Below are 17,368 nucleotides of genomic sequence, written 5' to 3' on the forward strand. Positions count from 1 at the left end.
ACCGTGCCTGCTCCCACACTGCGACGCCTCGCGAGCGCGCCCCTCGTCAGGAGCAGATCTGGGTAATGATATAGCCAAGGTTGATGCGCCTGTCAAGAACAAAGTAAGAACATGAGATTGTCCTCACCACACCCGCGCCGTCATCACCGGCCTCGTGCCGGTGATCCCGATCGGAAGAGCGCGGCGCTTCACAGCAGCGGGATGGCCGGCACAAGGCCGGCCATGACGGGGAGAGGATGGACGCGGAGCGCTCGTCTCCTATCCCACAGCCCTCATCCTGAGGAGCAGCGAAGCTGCGTCTCGAAGGAGGCTCCAGCGCGCACGGGAGACGCCCTCGTCCTTCGAGACGGTCGCACAGCGACCTCCTCAGGATGAGGGCTGTGGGGGCACGGCAGCCGGGGATGGCCGGCACAAGGCCAGCCATGACGCGGAGTGTTGCAGCAGAAGTGTCATTCTGACCAAGACAAACAGCATGCCATTCGGCTTCAAAGCCCATGGTCTCCAAGTGCCATTCGAGAACTTCAGGTGCTCCCTGAATGGAGCCGAATTTAAGCAAAACGGGGTGCGACAGAATTGAGCAGGAACTTTTTTCGTAGAAAGTCGCGAAAAAATATACGCGGCAAAACAAGACCTTAACTTCTTGTTAACGATTACATCGCTCCGGCCCCACCGCCTGTAGCCCCTTCGGGGTGCTTCTCAGGGCCATGAAGGTTTGATAGGTTCCTCTCCATTCAAAGGGGTATTTATCCCCTTCAGAAATAGGGGGCTCCGATGAATCTGGCATCGAACCTGGACTGGGCGTCCAAGCTCAACATCGCTGCTGTCTGCGCATCCTTTTCCTTCATTCTCGTCGTCGTGACAGGTCTCTTCTAGGATCGCGCCTGACTGCCCGAAACCTTGTTTTTTATTCTTCCACGCTGCCGCTTCGGCAGCGTTTTCATGTCTCCGGGCAGGCTATGTCCGTGATGCTCCAGGACATGACGTTGATCTCCATCTGACACTGCGCCAGTTTGGGACCCTCGGCCGTCTTGAGACAGACCTTCTCCCCGACGGCGAACATCTTTCCCTGCGCGCGGCAATAGCACTCGAGCGGATTGTGAGAGGGGGCCTGGGCCGTCTGGACCGTAGGCATCTCGTGGGCCAGGGCCGGGGCTGCCGCAACGAGACCGAGAAAGACAACAACGCTGCGCATGAGACGCCTCCGTATGTCGTTTCACGGAAGATGCTCATCCCGTCGCAAGGCCGCGTCAAGCCTCGATCAGCGCCATCGCTCCACCGCCCGGTCGTCGGCCTCCTTCGCCTCGACCCAGGCTCCGACGGTCCCGTCCTTGAGATGCTCGCGCTTCCAGAACGGAGCGTGGGTCTTCAGATAATCCATCAGGAAGGAGGCGGCCTCGAAGGCGGCCTGCCGGTGGGCGCTGGCCGCGAGGACGAGCACGATCTCCTCCCCCGGCCCGATCTTGCCGAAGCGATGGATGACCGTGAGGCCCAGAAGCGGCCAGCGGGTCAGCGCCTCATCGGCGATGCGTCCGATCTCGGCCTCCGCCATGCCTGGATAATGCTCGAGTTCGAGGGCCGTGAGCCGCCCGCCCTCGTCCCGGCACAGGCCCGTGAAGGCGACCACGGCACCGATATCCGCCCTCCCCCGGGTCAGAACGGCCGTCTCGTCGGCGGTATCGAAGGGTTCGGCCTGGATGCGGATGGTTGCCGTCATCGGTTTTGAACTAGAGCATCGGACCCGAAAGTGGACTTGCACTTTTGGGATTCACCCGATGCTCTACTCTCTGAAGAGCGCATCGTTCGGGGCGGAAAACCGGGTCCACTTTTCCGCACGATGCTCTAGCCTCCCGTCATCGGCGGGAAGAAAGCGATCTCCCGGGCGCCGGCGATCCGGGCGTCGGGCTTCACGTGGACATGGTCGACGGCGGCGCGGACGACGCCCTCGTTCTCGAAGGCATATTCGTATTCCTCGCCCCGGCCCTTCAGCCAGCGCACCAGATCGGCCACCGTATCGATGCCCTCCGGCAGGGCCACCTGCTCGTCGGTCTTGCCGACCCGCTCGCGCACCCAGGCGAAATAGACGAGCTTCATGACCCTAGCCCTCGTCCACGAGATGACGGATGCCGTTCTTGAAGTAGTCCCAGCCCGTGTAGATCGTCAGGATGGCGGCGATCCAGAGCAGGATCGTGCCGATGAGGATGTTGTTGGGCAGCACCGTCTCGCCGGCAGGACCTGCGATCAGGAAACCCAGGGCCACGAGCTGGAGCGTCGTCTTCCATTTGGCCACCCGGCTGACGGGTACGCTCACCTTCAGCTCGGCCAGGAACTCCCGCAGGCCCGAGACCAGGATCTCGCGGCAGAGGATGACGATGGCGGCCCAGAGCGCCCACCCCCTGATGGTGCCGTCGGCGACCAGCATGAGCAGGCTCGCGGCCACCAGAAGCTTGTCGGCGATGGGGTCCAGCATGCGCCCCAGGGCCGATTGCTGGGAAAAGGTCCGTGCCACATAGCCGTCGAGGTAATCGGTGATCGCCGCCAAGGCGAACACGAACAGGGCCAGCCAGCGGGACCAGTGGTCCTCGGGCCAGAACAGGAGACCGACCACGGCCGGCACCGCGACCAACCGACCGTAGGTCAGCATGTTCGCAAGGTTGAAAGCCTTCGAGCGGCCCAAGGAGGAAACGGTCTTCATGACACCTGCAGGAAGCATAAGGATGGTCCGTCCGTCAATCGGAGGGGCTGCCGTTGCGCACCGCCGCTATTCCGCACGCACGGCAATGTGAAACGAGCCTGTCCGCTCCAGCCGATATCCATGTCTATCCCCGCTCGTGGAAGAAGTCGTAGACCGCACGGGCCGTTGCGGCATTCACCCCGGGCGCCTTCATCAAGTCCTCCAGGGCTGCCCGCTGGATCGCCTTGACGGTTCCGAAATGGTGCAGGAGCGCGCGTTTGCGAGTGGGCCCGATGCCGGCGATCTCATCGAGCGGGTTCTTCACCAGCTCACGCTTGCGCTTGGCCCGGTGCGCCCCGATGGCGAAGCGGTGGGCCTCGTCGCGCAGGCGCTGCACGAAATAAAGCGCGGGATCCCGCGGCGGCATCTTGAAGGGCGGCTGGCCCGGCTTGAAGAAGGTCTCGCGCCCGGCATCGCGATCTCGCCCCTTGGCGATGCCGACCAGGGCCACGTCGTCCTCGCTGACGCCCACCTCGGCCAGGGCCTGCCGCGCCGCCTCCAGCTGCCCCTTGCCGCCGTCGATCAGGACCAGATCGGGCCATGCGGGAAAGGAATCGTCGTGGGTCTGATGGTCGGCCTCGCCGCGCGGCTCCTCCTTCACCAGGCGGGCGAAGCGGCGCTGCAGCATCTCGCGCATCATGCCGTAATCGTCGCCGGGCTTCAGGTCCTCGGACTTCATGTTGAAGGTGCGGTAATGCTGCTTCATGAAGCCGTTGGCGCCCGCCACCACCATGGCGCCCACCGCGTTGGTGCCCATGATGTGCGAGTTGTCGTAGACCTCCACGCGCCGCGGCGCCTTCGACAATCCGAAGGCCTGCCCCAGGGACACGAGAAGCTTCTGCTGCGAGGACGTGTCGGCAAGGCGTCGGCCCAGCGCCTCGCGGGCGTTGCGCAGCGCATACTCGATGAGCTGGCGCCGCTCGCCGCGCTGGGGCGCGTGGATCTCGACCCTGGTCTCGGTCCGGGTGGACAGGGCCGCCGCCATGAGCTCGGCATCCTCGATCTCGTGGGAGAGCAGGATCAGCCGGGGAGCGGGCTTGTCGTCGTAGAACTGCGCCATGAACGAGCTGAGGACCTCCTCGCGGCTCATCGACTTGTCGGCCTTCGGGAAGTAGGCCCGGTTGCCCCAGTTCTGCCAGTTGCGGAAGAAGAACACTTCCACGCAGAACTGTCCGGCCTGCTCGTCGAGGGCGAAGACATCCGCCTCCTCCACCGACTGCGTGTTGATGCCCTGCACGCCCTGGATGGCCGACAAGGCAGCCAGACGGTCGCGGCAGCGCGCGGCGCGCTCGAATTCCAGCTCCTCGGCCGCGGCTTGCATCTCGTCCGTGATGCGCTGCTTCACCGCGTTCGACTTGCCCGACAGGAATGCCCGCGCCTCGGAGACCAGCTCGGCATAATCCTCGCGCGAGATCTCGTTCGTGCACGGTCCCGAGCAGCGTTTGATTTGATAGAGCAGACAGGGCCGCGTGCGGTTTTCGTAATAGCTGTCGTTGCACGAGCGCAGCAGGAACGCGCGCTGCAGGGCATTGATGGTGCGGTTCACCGCCCAGACGCTGGCGAAGGGTCCGTAATAATCGCCTTTGCGCTTCCTCGCGCCGCGATGCTTCACGAGCTGCGGCGCCTCATGGTCGGCGGTGAGCAGGATGTAGGGCAGCGACTTGTCGTCACGCAGAAGCACGTTGTAGCGGGGCTTGAGCTGCTTGATGAGGTTGGCTTCGAGCAGCAGCGCCTCGGTCTCCGTCGCCGTGGTGACGAACTCCATCGAGGTGGTTTCGCCGATCATGCGGGCGATGCGGTTGGAGTGCGCCTGCCCCCGCGCATAGGAGCCGACCCGGTTCTTCAGGCTCTTCGCCTTGCCCACATAAAGCACGTCGCCCTTGGCATCGAGCATGCGGTAGACGCCGGGCGCATTGGGAAGGGTGGTCCAGAAATGCCGGATGACCTCGGTGCCGCGCTGGACCGAGCCCGGATTGGCCTCCAGGTCGAACTCGACATCCGAACCGCTTTCGACGGCGACGGATTCGTCGTCTTCCTCATTGTCCAGAATATCGGGTGGAACGTCGTTGGTGGTGTTGCGACTCATGGGGGAGATTTAGGCATTCCCGGCCGCGCAGGAAAGTCCTTCTGCCGGGGGCGTTACTCGTGCCCGCATCAGATCGAGGGGAGCGCGACCTTGAAGAGCGGAGTTCGCTCAGCGGTTGGCCGATCAACGTCCAACCCGCGATACGTCATCACCGGCCTTGTGCCGGTGATCTCAATTGGAAAAGCATGGCGCTTCACGGCATCGGGATGGCCGGCACAAGGCCGGCCATGACTGGGGGAGCCAGGGATCAGACGATGGCGAAGTCGAGATGGCTCAACTTGAGGTTCTTCGCCAGCTTGGCGATCTCGATGGCTTCCTTCGCGCCGGAGCCGTCCGCATCGTAGGACAGAATGCCGGTCTTCTTGTCGTAGACGATATAGTCGTTCTTATCCCCGGCCTGCTTGCCGAGCTTGAGGAACTTCTTGTTCAGCACGGCGGGCGCCGTTTCCGTCCCGGCCTTTCCGAGCTTCTTGAAGATCGCGTTGTCGAGCCAGATCTTGTCCTCGCCCGGCTTGAAGTCGGTGATCGTGTCGAAGTTCACCTTACGATCGGTCTTGGCTGTGCCGAGTTTGGAATTGAACACGAACACGTCCGCGCCGTTCAGGCCCGTGAGCTTGTCGTTGCCGTAGCCGCCATAGAATTTGTCGTCGCCCTCGCCGCCAACGAGCACATCCTTACCTTTGGTGCCGAGGCGCGTGAACCCGAATGAGCCCGATGGATCGGTTTCGGGAGGAGCCACATATCCTGTGCTGAAGACTTGGAAGTGACTCGTGTACTGGCCTTGCGCGAAGTTTAACCAGCCCACCAATAGGCTGCCGTCCTTCAGAACCTCCATATCTAGACCGTATTGCTGGCCGTCTCTGCTCTGATGCGCGAGGATTGGCGCCGTAACGACTGAGCCTGTCGCCGAATAGGTGCCGATGTAGGCATCCATATTACCTTCATCAACATCCGCGATGCCTAGTATGAAGCCTCCCTCAGGCAATGCCTCAATTCTGTCTATATAGCTAGAACCATCTGCATCTTGGTGGAGGATCACCTCCCCCCCTATGAGCGCTCCGGTCGAGCTGACTATTTGCCCCTTGATTGCCTTCGACCCACCTAAATATGCCTCATCCCATGCAACAACGAAATTGCCATTCGCGAGACCAACAACTGAGGCTCCGGGAGATACGTGACCTACTTGTCCAGGAGCTACAACGTCTGGCAGGTTCTTGATAAGGGTCTCGGTCGCCGTGCCACTGGGAAGCCGCAGATAGGCCTTGATGACAGTTCCCGTTTCGGATACGGCAGCCTCCTCGACCACCGTGACAAAGCCGCCGCCTCGCAATCCGGCAATCGAATTCTCATCCCAGGCTGAAATGTTAGAAGTCGTGCCGGGGTTACCATTGCGGTCGAAGATGATGGTATTGGTGCCCCCATCTTCATAGCTCATCGCATAGCCACCATTGGCAAGGGTCGTAAGCCTTGGGAAACTTGCATTGGTCGAACCGATCTGGATGGGAGCTTTGAAGGCCGATCCGTCCGAATTGAATATCCCTGTTTCCGCGTAGGAAGTTGCGAGAGATCCGTCAGGCTTATATTCCCAAGCAACTGCGAAGCGTCCATCTGGAAGGGCCTTGACTGCACGGGAATCAATGTTTCCGCCGGTAAAAGATTTTATGAGAAAGCTCTGACCAATCGCTACTCCGGCAGGAGAGTAAACTTGGCCGATATAGTCTTGGGCATCCGCGCCGGACCTGACTTGAAGGACAACAATATTTCCGTCGGCAAGGACTGCGAAAGGGGTGTAATTGTTTTCCGAAGTGCTTTTCTGCCATTCGGGTGCGGTACGGGTCAAGGTCATGTTATTTAAACTCCTGTCTGATATATAACATCATTATGTTTTAGCTTGGCAGAAGTCTACTTTTCGCTGGTTTCCTTTCGCAGATGGCCTGCCTAGACCGCCCGCCGCATCCGGTCTAAACGGCTAAGCTCCTGCGAATTCAGCGGAGCCAAATCATGCGCCTGTCGATCGTCACGTCAGCCGTCGTCGCGGCCCTGGTGGGATTCGGCAGCACGATCGCCATCATCATCGCGGCCGCCCAGGCGGTGGGGGCCGATGCGGCGCAGACCTCGTCGTGGGTGGCGGCCCTGTGCCTGTCCATGGCGGCGACCGCCGGGTACTTGAGCGTCCGCTACCGAATGCCCGTCGTGACCGCCTGGTCGACGCCCGGTGCCGCCCTAATCGCGGCCTCGACCGGGATCTCCATCCATGCGGCGGTGGGCGCCTTCCTCCTGGCCGGCGGCCTGATCGTGCTGGCGGGTTTCATCAGGCCGTTCGGGCGGATGATCGAACGCATTCCCACGTCCATTGCCGCCGCGATGCTGGCGGGTGTCCTGCTGCAGTTCGTGGTGGGCGTCTTTCAGAGCGCCCAAGGCGCGCCGGGCCTCGTCCTGCCCCTGGTCGGCATCTTCCTGGTGGTTCGCCTGTTCAACCCGGCGCTCGCCGTGCTGGCGGTGCTTTTCGTCGGCCTCGGCATCGCCTTCGGGGGCAGTCTGGCCCGGCCGCTCACGTCGGACCTCACCCTCTCCACCCTCACCTTCATCGCCCCCGCCTGGGACCTCACGGCCCTGATTGGGCTCGGCCTGCCCCTGTTCCTGGTGACCATGGCCTCGCAGAACCTGCCGGGCTTCGCGGTGCTCAAGGCCTCCGGCTACGAGCCACCCTCCAGCCCGATTCTCGCCGTGACGGGCTTGGCCTCGATCGTCACGGCCTTCTTCGGCGCCCATACGAGCAACCTCGCGGCGATCTCCGCCGCGATCTGCACCGGGCCCGATACGCACCCGGACCCGAAGAAGCGCTGGATGGTCGGCCCATTCTATGCCTTGAGCTATCTCGTCTTCGCCGCGTTCAGCGCCGCCCTCATCGGCCTGATCGCCGCGCTGCCGCCCGAACTGATCAAGACCGTCGCGGGCCTGGCCCTGATGGGAGCCTTCATGGGCGCGCTGAGCTCCGCCCTCTCCGAGGATTCCAAGCGGTTTCCGGCCATCGTCACCCTCGTGGTCACGGCCTCCGGCCTCACCCTGTTCGGCATCGGCTCGGCCTTCTGGGGACTGGTGGCCGGTCTCGTGACGCTCGGGCTCGATTTCGTGGCCCTCGCCTTGCGCCGACGCGGCTGATCTGGACGGCGGCCTCCGTTAAGCTTAATACTTCGTTACGAAGAACAAGAACGGGGGCTCTCATGGCGGGGACGAAGCATGCGAGGCGGCTGGCCGCCCTGGTCCTGACGGCGGCCTTGGGAGCCTGCCAGGGGCCGCTCGGCGGTTCGCCGGAAGGTGTTCCGGTGGCCCTGGAAAGCATCGATGGGGCTCCGGCCCCCATCCGCACGGCCCTCGTCGACGAACTGACCAATGCCGCCACCGACCGCAAGGTCGATCTCGTGGGTGCCAGCGCCCAGGCGCGCTACCGGGTCCGCGGCTATCTGTCGACCTCGACGGAAGATGGGGAAACCAAGGTGGCCTATGTCTGGGACGTGTTCGATTCCCAGAAGCGCCGGGCCAAGCGCCTGGCCGGATCGAGCCCCGTCCCCGCAGCCTCGATCTCGGCGCTCGACAAGGCCGCGCTCGCAAAGCTGGCGCAGGCCAGCATGGACGAGATCGCCGAGTTCCTGACGGCTTCGAAGTCGGAAACCGCCTCTGGAGCTGCGGCCGCGCCCGAAGCACCTATTCAGACGGCGGAGGTCTCAGGTGAGGAACCCGCAGTGGCGATGCAGTGAGTGCATGGCAACACGCCAAACTTGCAGCGGATTGGAAGCCTTCCGTGTATTGTGACGGCTTCGTAACGCTGCTAAGAGCCTTGCGCCCAGCCGTGCAGGGATTATGGCATTGCGCAGCGGGTGTTATCGGTCACTCGAAGCCAAAGTTGCTTGCATGAAGCTCGTTGCGGGAAATTCCAATCGTCCGCTGGCGGAGGCCATCTCCGCCTATCTCAATGTTCCGTTGGCCAAGGCCCAGGTCAAGCGCTTCGCGGACATGGAAGTCTTCGTGGAGATTCAGGAGAATGTACGCGGCGAGGATGTCTTCATCATCCAGTCGACCTCGTTCCCCACGAACGACCACCTGATGGAGCTTCTGATCATCACGGACGCGCTGCGCAGGGCCTCGGCCCGCCGCATCACGGCGGTGATCCCCTATTTCGGCTACGCCCGGCAGGACCGCAAACCCGCCGCCCGCACCCCCATCTCGGCCAAGCTCGTCGCCAATCTCATCGCCCATGCGGGCGTCGACCGGGTGCTGACGCTGGATCTCCATGCGGGCCAGATCCAGGGCTTCTTCGACATCCCGACCGACAACCTCTTCGCCGCCCCGACCCTTGCGCGCGACATCAAGGAGCACCTCGAGGGCGGCAACCGCATGGTGGTCTCGCCGGACGTGGGCGGCGTGGTGCGCGCCCGCGCGCTCGCAAAGCGGATCGACGCCCAGCTGGCCATCGTGGACAAGCGCCGCGAGCGCCCCGGTGAGTCCGAGGTGATGAACATCATCGGCGACGTGTCCGGCCGCTCCTGCATCCTCGTCGACGACATCGTCGATTCCGGCGGCACCCTGGTGAACGCGGCCGACGCCCTCCTGGCCAACGGAGCCAAGGAAGTCTACGCCTACATCACCCACGGCGTCCTCTCCGGCGGCGCAGTGGCCCGCATTGCGGGTTCGCGCCTGAAGGAGCTCGTGATCACCGATTCGATCATGCCGACCGAAGCCGTGAAGGTCGCTCACAACATCCGCGTGATCTCCATCGCGTCCCTCATGGGCGAGGCCATCGGCCGCACGGCGACGGAAAGCTCGGTGTCGAGCCTGTTCGATTAGGCGAGCGTGCTTCCTTAAGATTCCTTGCCGGGACACCGGGGAAGCTCTCCCCTTGTCATGGCCATCCCCGGACTTGATCCGGGGATCAGTCCCGGCCCTCCCGCTTCTGTGAAGCGCCGTGCCTGTCCAATCGAGATCACCGGCACGAGGCCGGTGATGACATGAGAGAGCCCATGTCGGACGAGCCCCCTCAATGCCGCCGGATCGCCGGCTCCGTGCCGAACCTGGAAAAATCCTCAGGTTTGAGTTCCCGCATCTCGCCACGCACATACAGCATCCAGCGTCCGTCCTCGGTCTGATAGATGGCATAGAGAGGGTTGCCGTGAACGGCCTCCCCATGGCTCCGAAAGGCGAGGACGACTTCCTTGAAGATCTGCATCAGGCAATAGCAGGCTCCCAGCATCATGGCCGGAAGCGAGATCAGGCACAGGGCCTTGATCCAGTCCGAGGATGCATGAAATTTCGACAATGCGTCGGCCAGAACGCTGTAGGACGGGTCCATTGGCGGCTCCCCAGTGAAGCAGCCACCAGCGGAATGCTGGTGGCCGGGAGCTGATAGACCGCCTGAAGACGGCCGCATTGACCTTTGGGCTTTCGCCTTGGACATGCGCCAACACCTCCCGGCCATAGGGCGAGGAGGCATCGTTTGCGGTCGATGCCGACGACCGCTTCAGGAGGGGCTATCAGACCCCGGAACCGGGTGCGCCCGTCTCTGTCATGGAGATAACACGCGAAGGTGGTGAGGGGTCAATGGTCGGTAAGGCAGTCCCTCTACGTCATGGCCGGCCTCGTGCCGGTCATCCCGATCCGGTGAGACTCGGCGCTTCAATCGATCGTGATCACCGGCACAAGGCCGGCCATGACGTCGGTGGGGCTCCCCCTCTCCGCGCCATTCCCTCTGACCAAGCGGCTTTCTTGCATTCCAGGGCGCTTTCCCCTATAAGCCGCCTCGCGCCCGCTCGACACCCTTGGAGGCACGGGCGCGGACCTCATGGCCGCCGGCTGGTTCTTCAAAGAGCCCGGGCGGCCATCGGTTTTTAACCACCATTTTAAGGACCACGACCATGAGCGAAATTAAGCAGATCAAGGCCGTGGCGCGCGACCGGGCCGGCAAGGGGGCCGCCCGGGCCGTTCGTCGCCAAGGCCAAGTTCCCGCCGTCATCTACGGAGCCGGCCAGCCGGCCCAGGCGATCGCCCTCGACTTCAACCAGACCAAGCAGCTGATCTTCGCTGGTCACTTCCTCACGACGATCTTCGAGATCGACGTCGACGGCAAGACGGTCCGCGCCATTCCGCGCGACTACCAGCTCGACCCGGTGCGCGACTTTCCCGTGCACGTCGACTTCCTGCGCCTTGCGCAGGGTCAGGCGATCAAGGTCGTGGTTCCGGTGCACGTGGTCGGCCAGGAGAAGAGCCCGGGCCTGAAGCGCGGCGGCGCTCTCCAGATCGTCGAGCACTCGGTGGAACTGCTCGTTCCGTCCGACTCGATCCCGGACTACATCGAGGCTTCGGTCGATGGTCTCGACATCGGCTCCTCGATCCACCTGAACGACATCAAGCTGCCGAACGGCGCCAAGGCGACCTCGGCCGAGAACGTCACCCTCGTCACCGTCGTGGCCCCGACCGGCCTGAAGGAAGAGGAAGCGGCTCCGGCAGCTGCCGAAGGCACTGCCGCCGCCTAACTGGCGCGATCGGGCGTTCAAGCCCATCGATAGGCTTCGACGCTCCGACCGCAAGGCCGGAGCGTTTCTTATGAGCAGGACAAGCGATGCGCCTCTTCGTCGGCCTCGGCAATCCCGGATCGCGCTACGCCAGGAACCGCCACAATATCGGTTTCATGGCCGTGGACGAGATCGCGCGTGCGCACAACGCAGGGCCCTGGCGCAAGCGTTTCCATGCGGAAACGGCCGACGCGGTGATCGGCGGCGAGAAGGTTCTGCTGATCAAGCCGCAGACCTACATGAACCTGTCCGGCCAGGCGGTGGGAGAAGCGCAGAACTTCTTCAAGATCCCGCTGCACGACGTGACGGTCTTCTACGACGAACTCGACCTCCCCCCGGCCAAGCTGCGCGTGAAGATCGGTGGCGGCAATGCCGGCCATAACGGCCTGCGCTCGATCTCGGCCCATTGCGGCAACGATTACCGCCGCGTGCGCCTCGGCATCGGACATCCGGGCCACAAGGCGCTCGTGCAGAATCACGTGCTGGGCGATTTCGGGAAGAGCGAAGAGGCCTGGGTCAACGACCTGTGCCGGATCATCGCGGACAACGCCGCCCTCCTCGCCAAGGGAGAGGACGGAAGTTTTCAGAACAGGGTCCACCTCGCCATGGAGGCAAGAGGCTGGACGGACGTGAAGCGGCCCGGCGAAAAGGCCGCTGATCGTTGAGATTTCACGCCGGCGCTCGACCGGCCAGACACAAGGAGTGAGGCCATGGGCTTCAAGATGGGCATCGTTGGCCTGCCGAACGTGGGCAAGTCCACCCTCTTCAACGCGCTGACGCAGACCGCGGCCGCGCAGGCCGCCAATTATCCGTTCTGCACCATCGAGCCCAATGTGGGCGACGTGGCCGTGCCGGACGAGCGGCTCGACCAGCTCGCTTCCATCGCAAGCTCGGCGCAGATCATCCCGACCCGCCTCACCTTCGTGGACATCGCGGGCCTCGTGCGCGGCGCTTCGCGCGGTGAGGGCCTCGGCAACCAGTTCCTCGCCAATATCCGCGAGGTCGACGCCATCGCTCATGTGGTGCGCTGCTTCGAGGACACGGACATCACCCATGTCGAGGGCAAGATCGACCCGATCGCCGATATCGAGACCATCGAGACCGAGCTGATGCTGGCCGATCTCGACAGCCTCGAGAAGCGCGTCACCGCGCTCGAGAAGAAGGCCAAGGGCAACGACAAGGAAGCCAAGGAAACCCTCGACCTCGTCAACCGCACCCTGCCGCTTCTTCGCGACGGCAAGCCCGCCCGGATGGTGGAGCGCAAGCCCGAGGAGGAGCGCCTGTTCCAGATGCTCGGCCTCCTGTCCTCCAAGCCGGTTCTGTACGTCTGCAACGTCGAGGAAGCCTCGGCCGACAAGGGCAACGAATTTTCTGCGCGCGTGTTCGAGCGGGCCAAGGAGGAAGGCGCCAAGGCCGTGGTCGTCTCGGCCAAGATCGAGAGCGAGATCGCCGTTCTGCCGCCCGACGAGCAGAAGGAATATCTCGAAGCCGTGGGCCTTGAGGAGCCCGGCCTCAACCGCGTGATCCGCGCCGGCTACGAGCTGCTGGGCCTCATCACCTATTTCACCGTCGGTCCCAAGGAAGCCCGCGCCTGGACGATCACCAGGGGCACCAAGGCTCCTGCCGCCGCCGGCGTGATCCATACGGATTTCGAGAAGGGCTTCATCCGCGCCGAGACCATCGCCTATGCGGACTACACCGTCCTCAAGGGCGAAGCAGGCGCGCGCGATGCGGGCAAGCTGCGGCTGGAAGGCAAGGAATACACCGTGCAGGACGGCGACGTGATGCACTTCCGGTTCAATACCTAAAACCTCGGGCGTTCCTTCCTCATGGCCGGCCTCGTGCCGGCCATTTGCGTCCTGACCACCACGGTTCCATCCGTATTCTGAAATGCTGGTTTGCGAACCCACACCAACCTGAGCCCTCATCCTGAGGGCCGCCACAGGCGGCGTCTCGAAGGACGAGGGCGCCTCCCGTGATCTCTGGACGATCCTTCGAGACGCCTGCTGCGCAGGCTCCTCAGGATGAGGTCGGAGGTGTGAGAAGCGAGATTATCGGCACGAGGCCGGTGATAATAAAAAGGGTCGAGAGCCCCCTCCCCAACCTGACAATTTCCTGAACGCGCGCTTTTTCGTCCGTTCAGGGCCGCCATGCGACAAAGCCCGCATCAAGGATGTGATCCATGCAGGCTTTATTCGATACCTTCGTCTCTCCCGGGCTCGGCCAGGCCGAATTCTTCGTCGGCGTACTCACGGCCTGCGGCTTTCTCATGATCGGCATTTCGGCCCTGCTTCCCAAGAGAGGCGCCGACAAGCTCGAATGGTGGGAACGATAAAGCCCCTTCAGGGGAGGTGCAGCGCCTTCGGTCCGATCCCCAGGCCGATCTGCAGGCTCTCCGCGATGCGGCGCGCCCGGTCCACGAAGAAGGCCGCCACATCCGGCTCGCAGATTTCGCGAGCCGTTGCCTCGAACAATGACAGCCAGCGGGTGAACAGCTCCGGCGTCAGCTGAAGGCCGAAATGCGCCGCCTGGGGCTTGCCCTGGTAGCGGCCGGTCCTGAGCGCAATCGAGGACCAGAAATCCACCATCAGCGCCAAGTGCCGGCTCCAGCGGCCGGACAGCGCCTTGTGGAAGATGGGGCCGAGTTCCGGATCGCGGATCACCCGGTCGTAGAAGGTCTCCACGAGCTCGCGGATCAGCCCCTCCGAGACGCCCTCGGCCGGACTGATGATCGGGATGCTGCGGCCTGTGGCGGCTGAATGGGCCAAGGTACCTTTCTCCTGCTCGATGTGCCCCGGACATGGACGCGCGCCCGGCCTGGGTCAACCTGCCCATAAAGGACGAATTGTCCCTTGCGCGATGATCCAGATCAATCCGGATCGTTCCGAAACCTTGAGCGTTGACGCCTTGTCATCTTCAATGCGACGTCATGCAGCTTCACCATAGACACGACTGGAACCTTACCCCCTCCGAGGCCATCGCCCTTCAGCAGCAGCTGAGAACGGAGGTCGTGTCCGACCGGCCCATCGATCTCGATGCGGTCAGGCTCGTGGCCGGCGTCGACGTGAGCGTGAAGAACGAGCAATCCCAGGCGGCCATCGTGGTGGTCACCTATCCGGGCTTCCTGCCGGTCGAGACCGTGCTGGCGCAGCGCCCGACGCCCTTTCCCTATGTTCCGGGCCTCCTGAGCTTCCGCGAGGGGCCTGTTCTCGAAGAGGCTTTCGAGAAACTGAAATCCGAGCCGGACGTGTTCCTCTTCGACGGCATGGGCATCGCCCATCCCCGGCGCATCGGCATCGCCAGCCATATGGGCCTGTGGCTGCAGCGTCCGACGATCGGCTGCGGCAAGACGCTCCTGTGCGGTCGCTACAAGGATCTGGGCGAGGAGAAGGGCTCGGCCGCACCTCTGGTCGACCGCAAGGAGACCATCGGCGTGGCGCTTCGCACCCGCACGGCCAAGAACCCGATGTTCATCTCCCCCGGGCACCTGGCCGACATCCCCACGGCCGCGGAACTCGTGCTGCGCTGTTCTCCAAAGTATCGCTTGCCCGAACCGATCCGCCTGGCGCACAACGCAGCCGGACAATTCAATCCCCTTCCGGCCTGACCCTAGGGCGATACGCTCAAAACGCATCGATCGAGACCATGCCCCGTTACGCTTTCGAAGATTTCACGCCCGGCTCCACCTGGATGCTCGGCCCCACCATCGTCACGAAGGAGGCACTGCTCGCCTTCGCGCAGGAATACGACGCGCAGCCCTTCCACGTGGACGAGATCGCGGCCAAGGACAGCTTCATCGGTACGCTCATCGCCTCTGGGTGGCATACCTGCAGCATCAACATGCGCCTTCTGGCCGACGAGGTGATTCTCGATTCCACCTCCCTGGGCTCACCGGGGATCGAAGAGGTGAAGTGGCTGAAGCCCGTGAGGCCGGGCGATGCCCTGCGCTCGCGCATGACGATCCTGGAAAGCCGCCCTTCGGCGAGCCGCCCCTCCCTCGGGCTGGTGCGCTTCCAGTTCGAGATGTTGAACCAGCAGGACGAGGTCGTCTTCGCGCAGAAGAACTGGATCATGTTCGGCCGCCGCGATGCGGAACCCGTCAGGGGATCCGGCCCCGGCGCCCTGTCCGCGGCCGCCGCCGCCATGCCGGACCACGCACCCAAGCGGGAGCTGCCGCACATCTCCTCCAATCCGTATTTCGAGGATCTCGTGATCGGCGAGACGGAGGAACTGGGGACCTATACGTTTACCCCCGACGACATCATCGGCTTTGCCCGTCAATTCGACCCGCAGCGCTTCCATGTGGATGCGGAGGCCGCGAAGGACAGCCTGTTCGGCGGCCTCTGCGCTTCCGGCTGGCATACGGCGAGCGTCTGGATGAAGCAGATGGTCGGTTACCGCGACCGCATCCGCGCCTATGCGCTCAGCCATGGGGCGCGGGCCGCGCGGCTCGGCCCCTCCCCCGGCTTCTCCAACCTCAAATGGCTCAAGCCCGTCTATGCGGGCGACACGATCACCTATCGCTCGACCGTATCCTCCAAGCGCGCCTCCGCGTCGCGCCCCGGCTGGGGCCTCGTGTTCCACCACAACACGGGCACGAACCAGCACGGAGACGAGGTGTTCGCCTTCGACGGCATGGTGTTCTGGGAGAGGCGGGACTAACCCGCCCTCGAAGCCTCCGCTCGCGCCTTGGTTTCCTGGTCGAGGATCGTTCTGATCCTGGCGAGAACAGGATGAGCCGACGTGTGCTTCTGCCCGTATCCGAGATTGAACGCGTAGTCGAAATCCGCAGGGTTCCGGCCCTGATTGTGCTGGAGGATCGTCTCCAGCTTGTCGAGCCCCTTGGCGAGGATGGCCTCGGGCGACGAGGCCGCCTCGTATTCCTCCCACAGGGCCAGGATCTCGGCCCGCTTTTCCGGGTGAAGGGCCTTGGTCAGGATGTCCAGATCGGCTCTTTCCTGAGCGGATTTGTCGAAGCCTTCCGTCTGCAGAACCGCGGGAATATCGCCGCTCAGCGCTTCGCCGAGATCGTGAACGATGCAGAGCTTGATGAGGTGCAGAAGATCGATGTTCTCGAATTCGTCCGAGAACACCAGCGCCATCAGGCACAAGCGCCACGTATGCTCGGCCGTGCTCTCGGGGCGCCCCGTCGACGTGTAGCCGCTGCGCAGGGTGCTCTTGAGCCTCTCCGCTTCCCGCAGGAATTCCAGCGTTCCCAGGAGGCGGTCACTTGCCATCTGTGTGGCTCCTTGGTGCCCCTTACTCAATTGTCCCAAGCCTCATCATGAGGAGCGAAGCGTCTCGAAGGACGAGGCGCTTCCAGAGATCACTGGAACCTCCTTCGAGACGCCGCTGCGCGGCTCCTCAGGATGAGGACCATGTGATGACAGATACTCTCTAATGTCCCTCGAAGCTCACGAGGCTGCGTACTTCGACGCCGAGGTCGCGCAGCTTCTTTGCGCCGCCGAGATCGGGCAGATCGATGATGAAGCAGGCGGCGACGATATTGGCGCCCATCTGGCGAAGCAACTGGGTCGCCGCGACCGCCGTGCCGCCGGTGGCGATGAGGTCGTCCACGAGGATCACGCGCTCGTCCTGGCCAATGGCGTCCGTATGGATCTCCATCTCGTCGACGCCGTATTCGAGCGAATAGGCGATCCGCACCGTCTCGTGGGGCAGCTTGCCCTTCTTGCGGATCGGCACGAAGCCCGAGGAGAGCTGGTGCGCGATGGCGCCGCCCAGAATGAAGCCACGCGCCTCGATCCCCGCCACCTTGTCGACGCGCCCGCCCGCGAAGGGGTGGACGAGTTCGTCCACCGCGCGGCGGAAGGCGCGCGCGTCGCCCAGCAGGGTCGTGATGTCCCGGAAGACGACGCCGGGCTTCGGATAATCCGGGATCGACCGGATCGCGGCTTTCAGGTCGGTGATGAGGCGCTGGTCCATGTTTGAGCCTGCCATAGGTGAAAATGTTGAGGTTATCCGAGG

At 63.4% G+C, this 17,368-nt stretch carries 19 protein-coding genes; 9 read left to right on the forward strand and 10 right to left on the reverse strand.

Features of this window, described 5'->3' with window-relative positions; genetic code table 11:
- Positions 1–937 precede the first annotated feature (937 nt).
- From DDF70_RS15360 to DDF70_RS36605, 6 genes are all read right to left on the reverse strand, one after another.
- Entirely contained in the window at positions 938–1,192 is a 255-nt protein-coding gene (locus DDF70_RS15360; RefSeq protein ID WP_114945739.1) for a hypothetical protein, read from the reverse strand.
- 66 nt (positions 1,193–1,258) lie between these two features.
- Positions 1,259–1,714 (reverse strand): molybdenum cofactor biosynthesis protein MoaE, encoded by a 456-nt coding sequence (locus DDF70_RS15365; RefSeq protein ID WP_114945740.1) that lies wholly within the window; start codon positions 1,712–1,714, stop codon positions 1,259–1,261.
- A 125-nt stretch (positions 1,715–1,839) separates the two neighbouring features.
- Positions 1,840–2,091, reverse strand: coding sequence for a molybdopterin converting factor subunit 1 (moaD, locus tag DDF70_RS15370; protein WP_114945741.1), 252 nt, complete (start codon positions 2,089–2,091; stop codon positions 1,840–1,842).
- A 4-nt stretch (positions 2,092–2,095) separates the two neighbouring features.
- Complete coding sequence (pgsA, locus tag DDF70_RS15375; RefSeq protein ID WP_114945742.1) at positions 2,096–2,692, reverse strand: CDP-diacylglycerol--glycerol-3-phosphate 3-phosphatidyltransferase; 597 nt, start codon at positions 2,690–2,692, stop codon at positions 2,096–2,098.
- 124 nt (positions 2,693–2,816) lie between these two features.
- The gene (uvrC, locus tag DDF70_RS15380) at positions 2,817–4,817 is read right to left on the reverse strand and encodes an excinuclease ABC subunit UvrC (protein ID WP_114945743.1); all 2,001 of its coding nucleotides are present in this window, start codon (positions 4,815–4,817) and stop codon (positions 2,817–2,819) included.
- 247 nt (positions 4,818–5,064) lie between these two features.
- On the reverse strand, positions 5,065–6,663 hold the full coding sequence (locus tag DDF70_RS36605) for a M10 family metallopeptidase C-terminal domain-containing protein (RefSeq protein ID WP_162820424.1): 1,599 nt from the start codon (positions 6,661–6,663) through the stop codon (positions 5,065–5,067).
- A 155-nt stretch (positions 6,664–6,818) separates the two neighbouring features.
- Between DDF70_RS36605 and DDF70_RS15390 the strand changes: the two genes are divergently transcribed.
- The 3 genes from DDF70_RS15390 (at position 6,819) to DDF70_RS15400 (ending at position 9,662) form a co-directional block, all read left to right on the forward strand.
- Entirely contained in the window at positions 6,819–7,979 is a 1,161-nt protein-coding gene (locus DDF70_RS15390; RefSeq protein WP_114945745.1) for a benzoate/H(+) symporter BenE family transporter, read from the forward strand.
- 62 nt (positions 7,980–8,041) lie between these two features.
- Positions 8,042–8,575, forward strand: coding sequence for a hypothetical protein (locus DDF70_RS15395; protein ID WP_114945746.1), 534 nt, complete (start codon positions 8,042–8,044; stop codon positions 8,573–8,575).
- Between the two features lie 154 nt (positions 8,576–8,729).
- Positions 8,730–9,662, forward strand: coding sequence for a ribose-phosphate pyrophosphokinase (locus DDF70_RS15400; RefSeq protein WP_114945747.1), 933 nt, complete (start codon positions 8,730–8,732; stop codon positions 9,660–9,662).
- 190 nt (positions 9,663–9,852) lie between these two features.
- Here DDF70_RS15400 and DDF70_RS15405 read toward each other — a convergent pair whose 3' ends face one another.
- Positions 9,853–10,164 carry a hypothetical protein gene (locus tag DDF70_RS15405; protein WP_114945748.1) on the reverse strand — a complete coding sequence of 104 codons (312 nt, stop codon included), beginning with the start codon at positions 10,162–10,164 and terminating at the stop codon, positions 9,853–9,855.
- Positions 10,165–10,726: 562 nt separating this feature from the next.
- Between DDF70_RS15405 and DDF70_RS15410 the strand changes: the two genes are divergently transcribed.
- From DDF70_RS15410 to DDF70_RS36610, 4 genes are all read left to right on the forward strand, one after another.
- A complete protein-coding gene (locus DDF70_RS15410) occupies positions 10,727–11,344 on the forward strand; it encodes a 50S ribosomal protein L25/general stress protein Ctc (protein WP_114945749.1) in 618 nt (205 codons plus the stop codon).
- A gap of 86 nt (positions 11,345–11,430) precedes the next feature.
- Positions 11,431–12,048, forward strand: coding sequence for an aminoacyl-tRNA hydrolase (gene pth, locus DDF70_RS15415; protein WP_114945750.1), 618 nt, complete (start codon positions 11,431–11,433; stop codon positions 12,046–12,048).
- Between the two features lie 45 nt (positions 12,049–12,093).
- Positions 12,094–13,191, forward strand: a complete 1,098-nt coding sequence (ychF, locus tag DDF70_RS15420; RefSeq protein WP_114945751.1) for a redox-regulated ATPase YchF — start codon at positions 12,094–12,096, stop codon at positions 13,189–13,191.
- Between the two features lie 374 nt (positions 13,192–13,565).
- A complete protein-coding gene (locus DDF70_RS36610) occupies positions 13,566–13,718 on the forward strand; it encodes a hypothetical protein (RefSeq protein ID WP_162820425.1) in 153 nt (50 codons plus the stop codon).
- Between the two features lie 7 nt (positions 13,719–13,725).
- Here the strand turns inward: DDF70_RS36610 and DDF70_RS15425 are convergent, their stop codons facing one another.
- Positions 13,726–14,151, reverse strand: coding sequence for a group III truncated hemoglobin (locus DDF70_RS15425; protein ID WP_114945752.1), 426 nt, complete (start codon positions 14,149–14,151; stop codon positions 13,726–13,728).
- Between the two features lie 161 nt (positions 14,152–14,312).
- On the opposite strand from DDF70_RS15425, the gene nfi reads away from it, so the two are divergent.
- Together nfi and DDF70_RS15435 are read left to right on the forward strand one after the other, a co-directional pair.
- Complete coding sequence (gene nfi, locus DDF70_RS15430) at positions 14,313–14,990, forward strand: deoxyribonuclease V (RefSeq protein ID WP_114945753.1); 678 nt, start codon at positions 14,313–14,315, stop codon at positions 14,988–14,990.
- 38 nt (positions 14,991–15,028) lie between these two features.
- A complete protein-coding gene (locus DDF70_RS15435) occupies positions 15,029–16,045 on the forward strand; it encodes a MaoC family dehydratase (RefSeq protein ID WP_114945754.1) in 1,017 nt (338 codons plus the stop codon).
- Here the strand turns inward: DDF70_RS15435 and DDF70_RS15440 are convergent.
- Entirely contained in the window at positions 16,042–16,620 is a 579-nt protein-coding gene (locus tag DDF70_RS15440) for an HD domain-containing protein (RefSeq protein WP_114945755.1), read from the reverse strand. The two genes, DDF70_RS15435 and DDF70_RS15440, sit on opposite strands and share 4 nt — an antisense overlap.
- A 160-nt stretch (positions 16,621–16,780) precedes the next feature.
- Positions 16,781–17,326, reverse strand: a complete 546-nt coding sequence (locus DDF70_RS15445) for an adenine phosphoribosyltransferase (RefSeq protein ID WP_114945756.1) — start codon at positions 17,324–17,326, stop codon at positions 16,781–16,783.
- Positions 17,327–17,368 lie beyond the last annotated feature (42 nt).

Source organism: Microvirga calopogonii, assembly GCF_003347665.1.
In the GTDB taxonomy this organism is placed as follows: Bacteria; Pseudomonadota; Alphaproteobacteria; order Rhizobiales; family Beijerinckiaceae; genus Microvirga; species Microvirga calopogonii.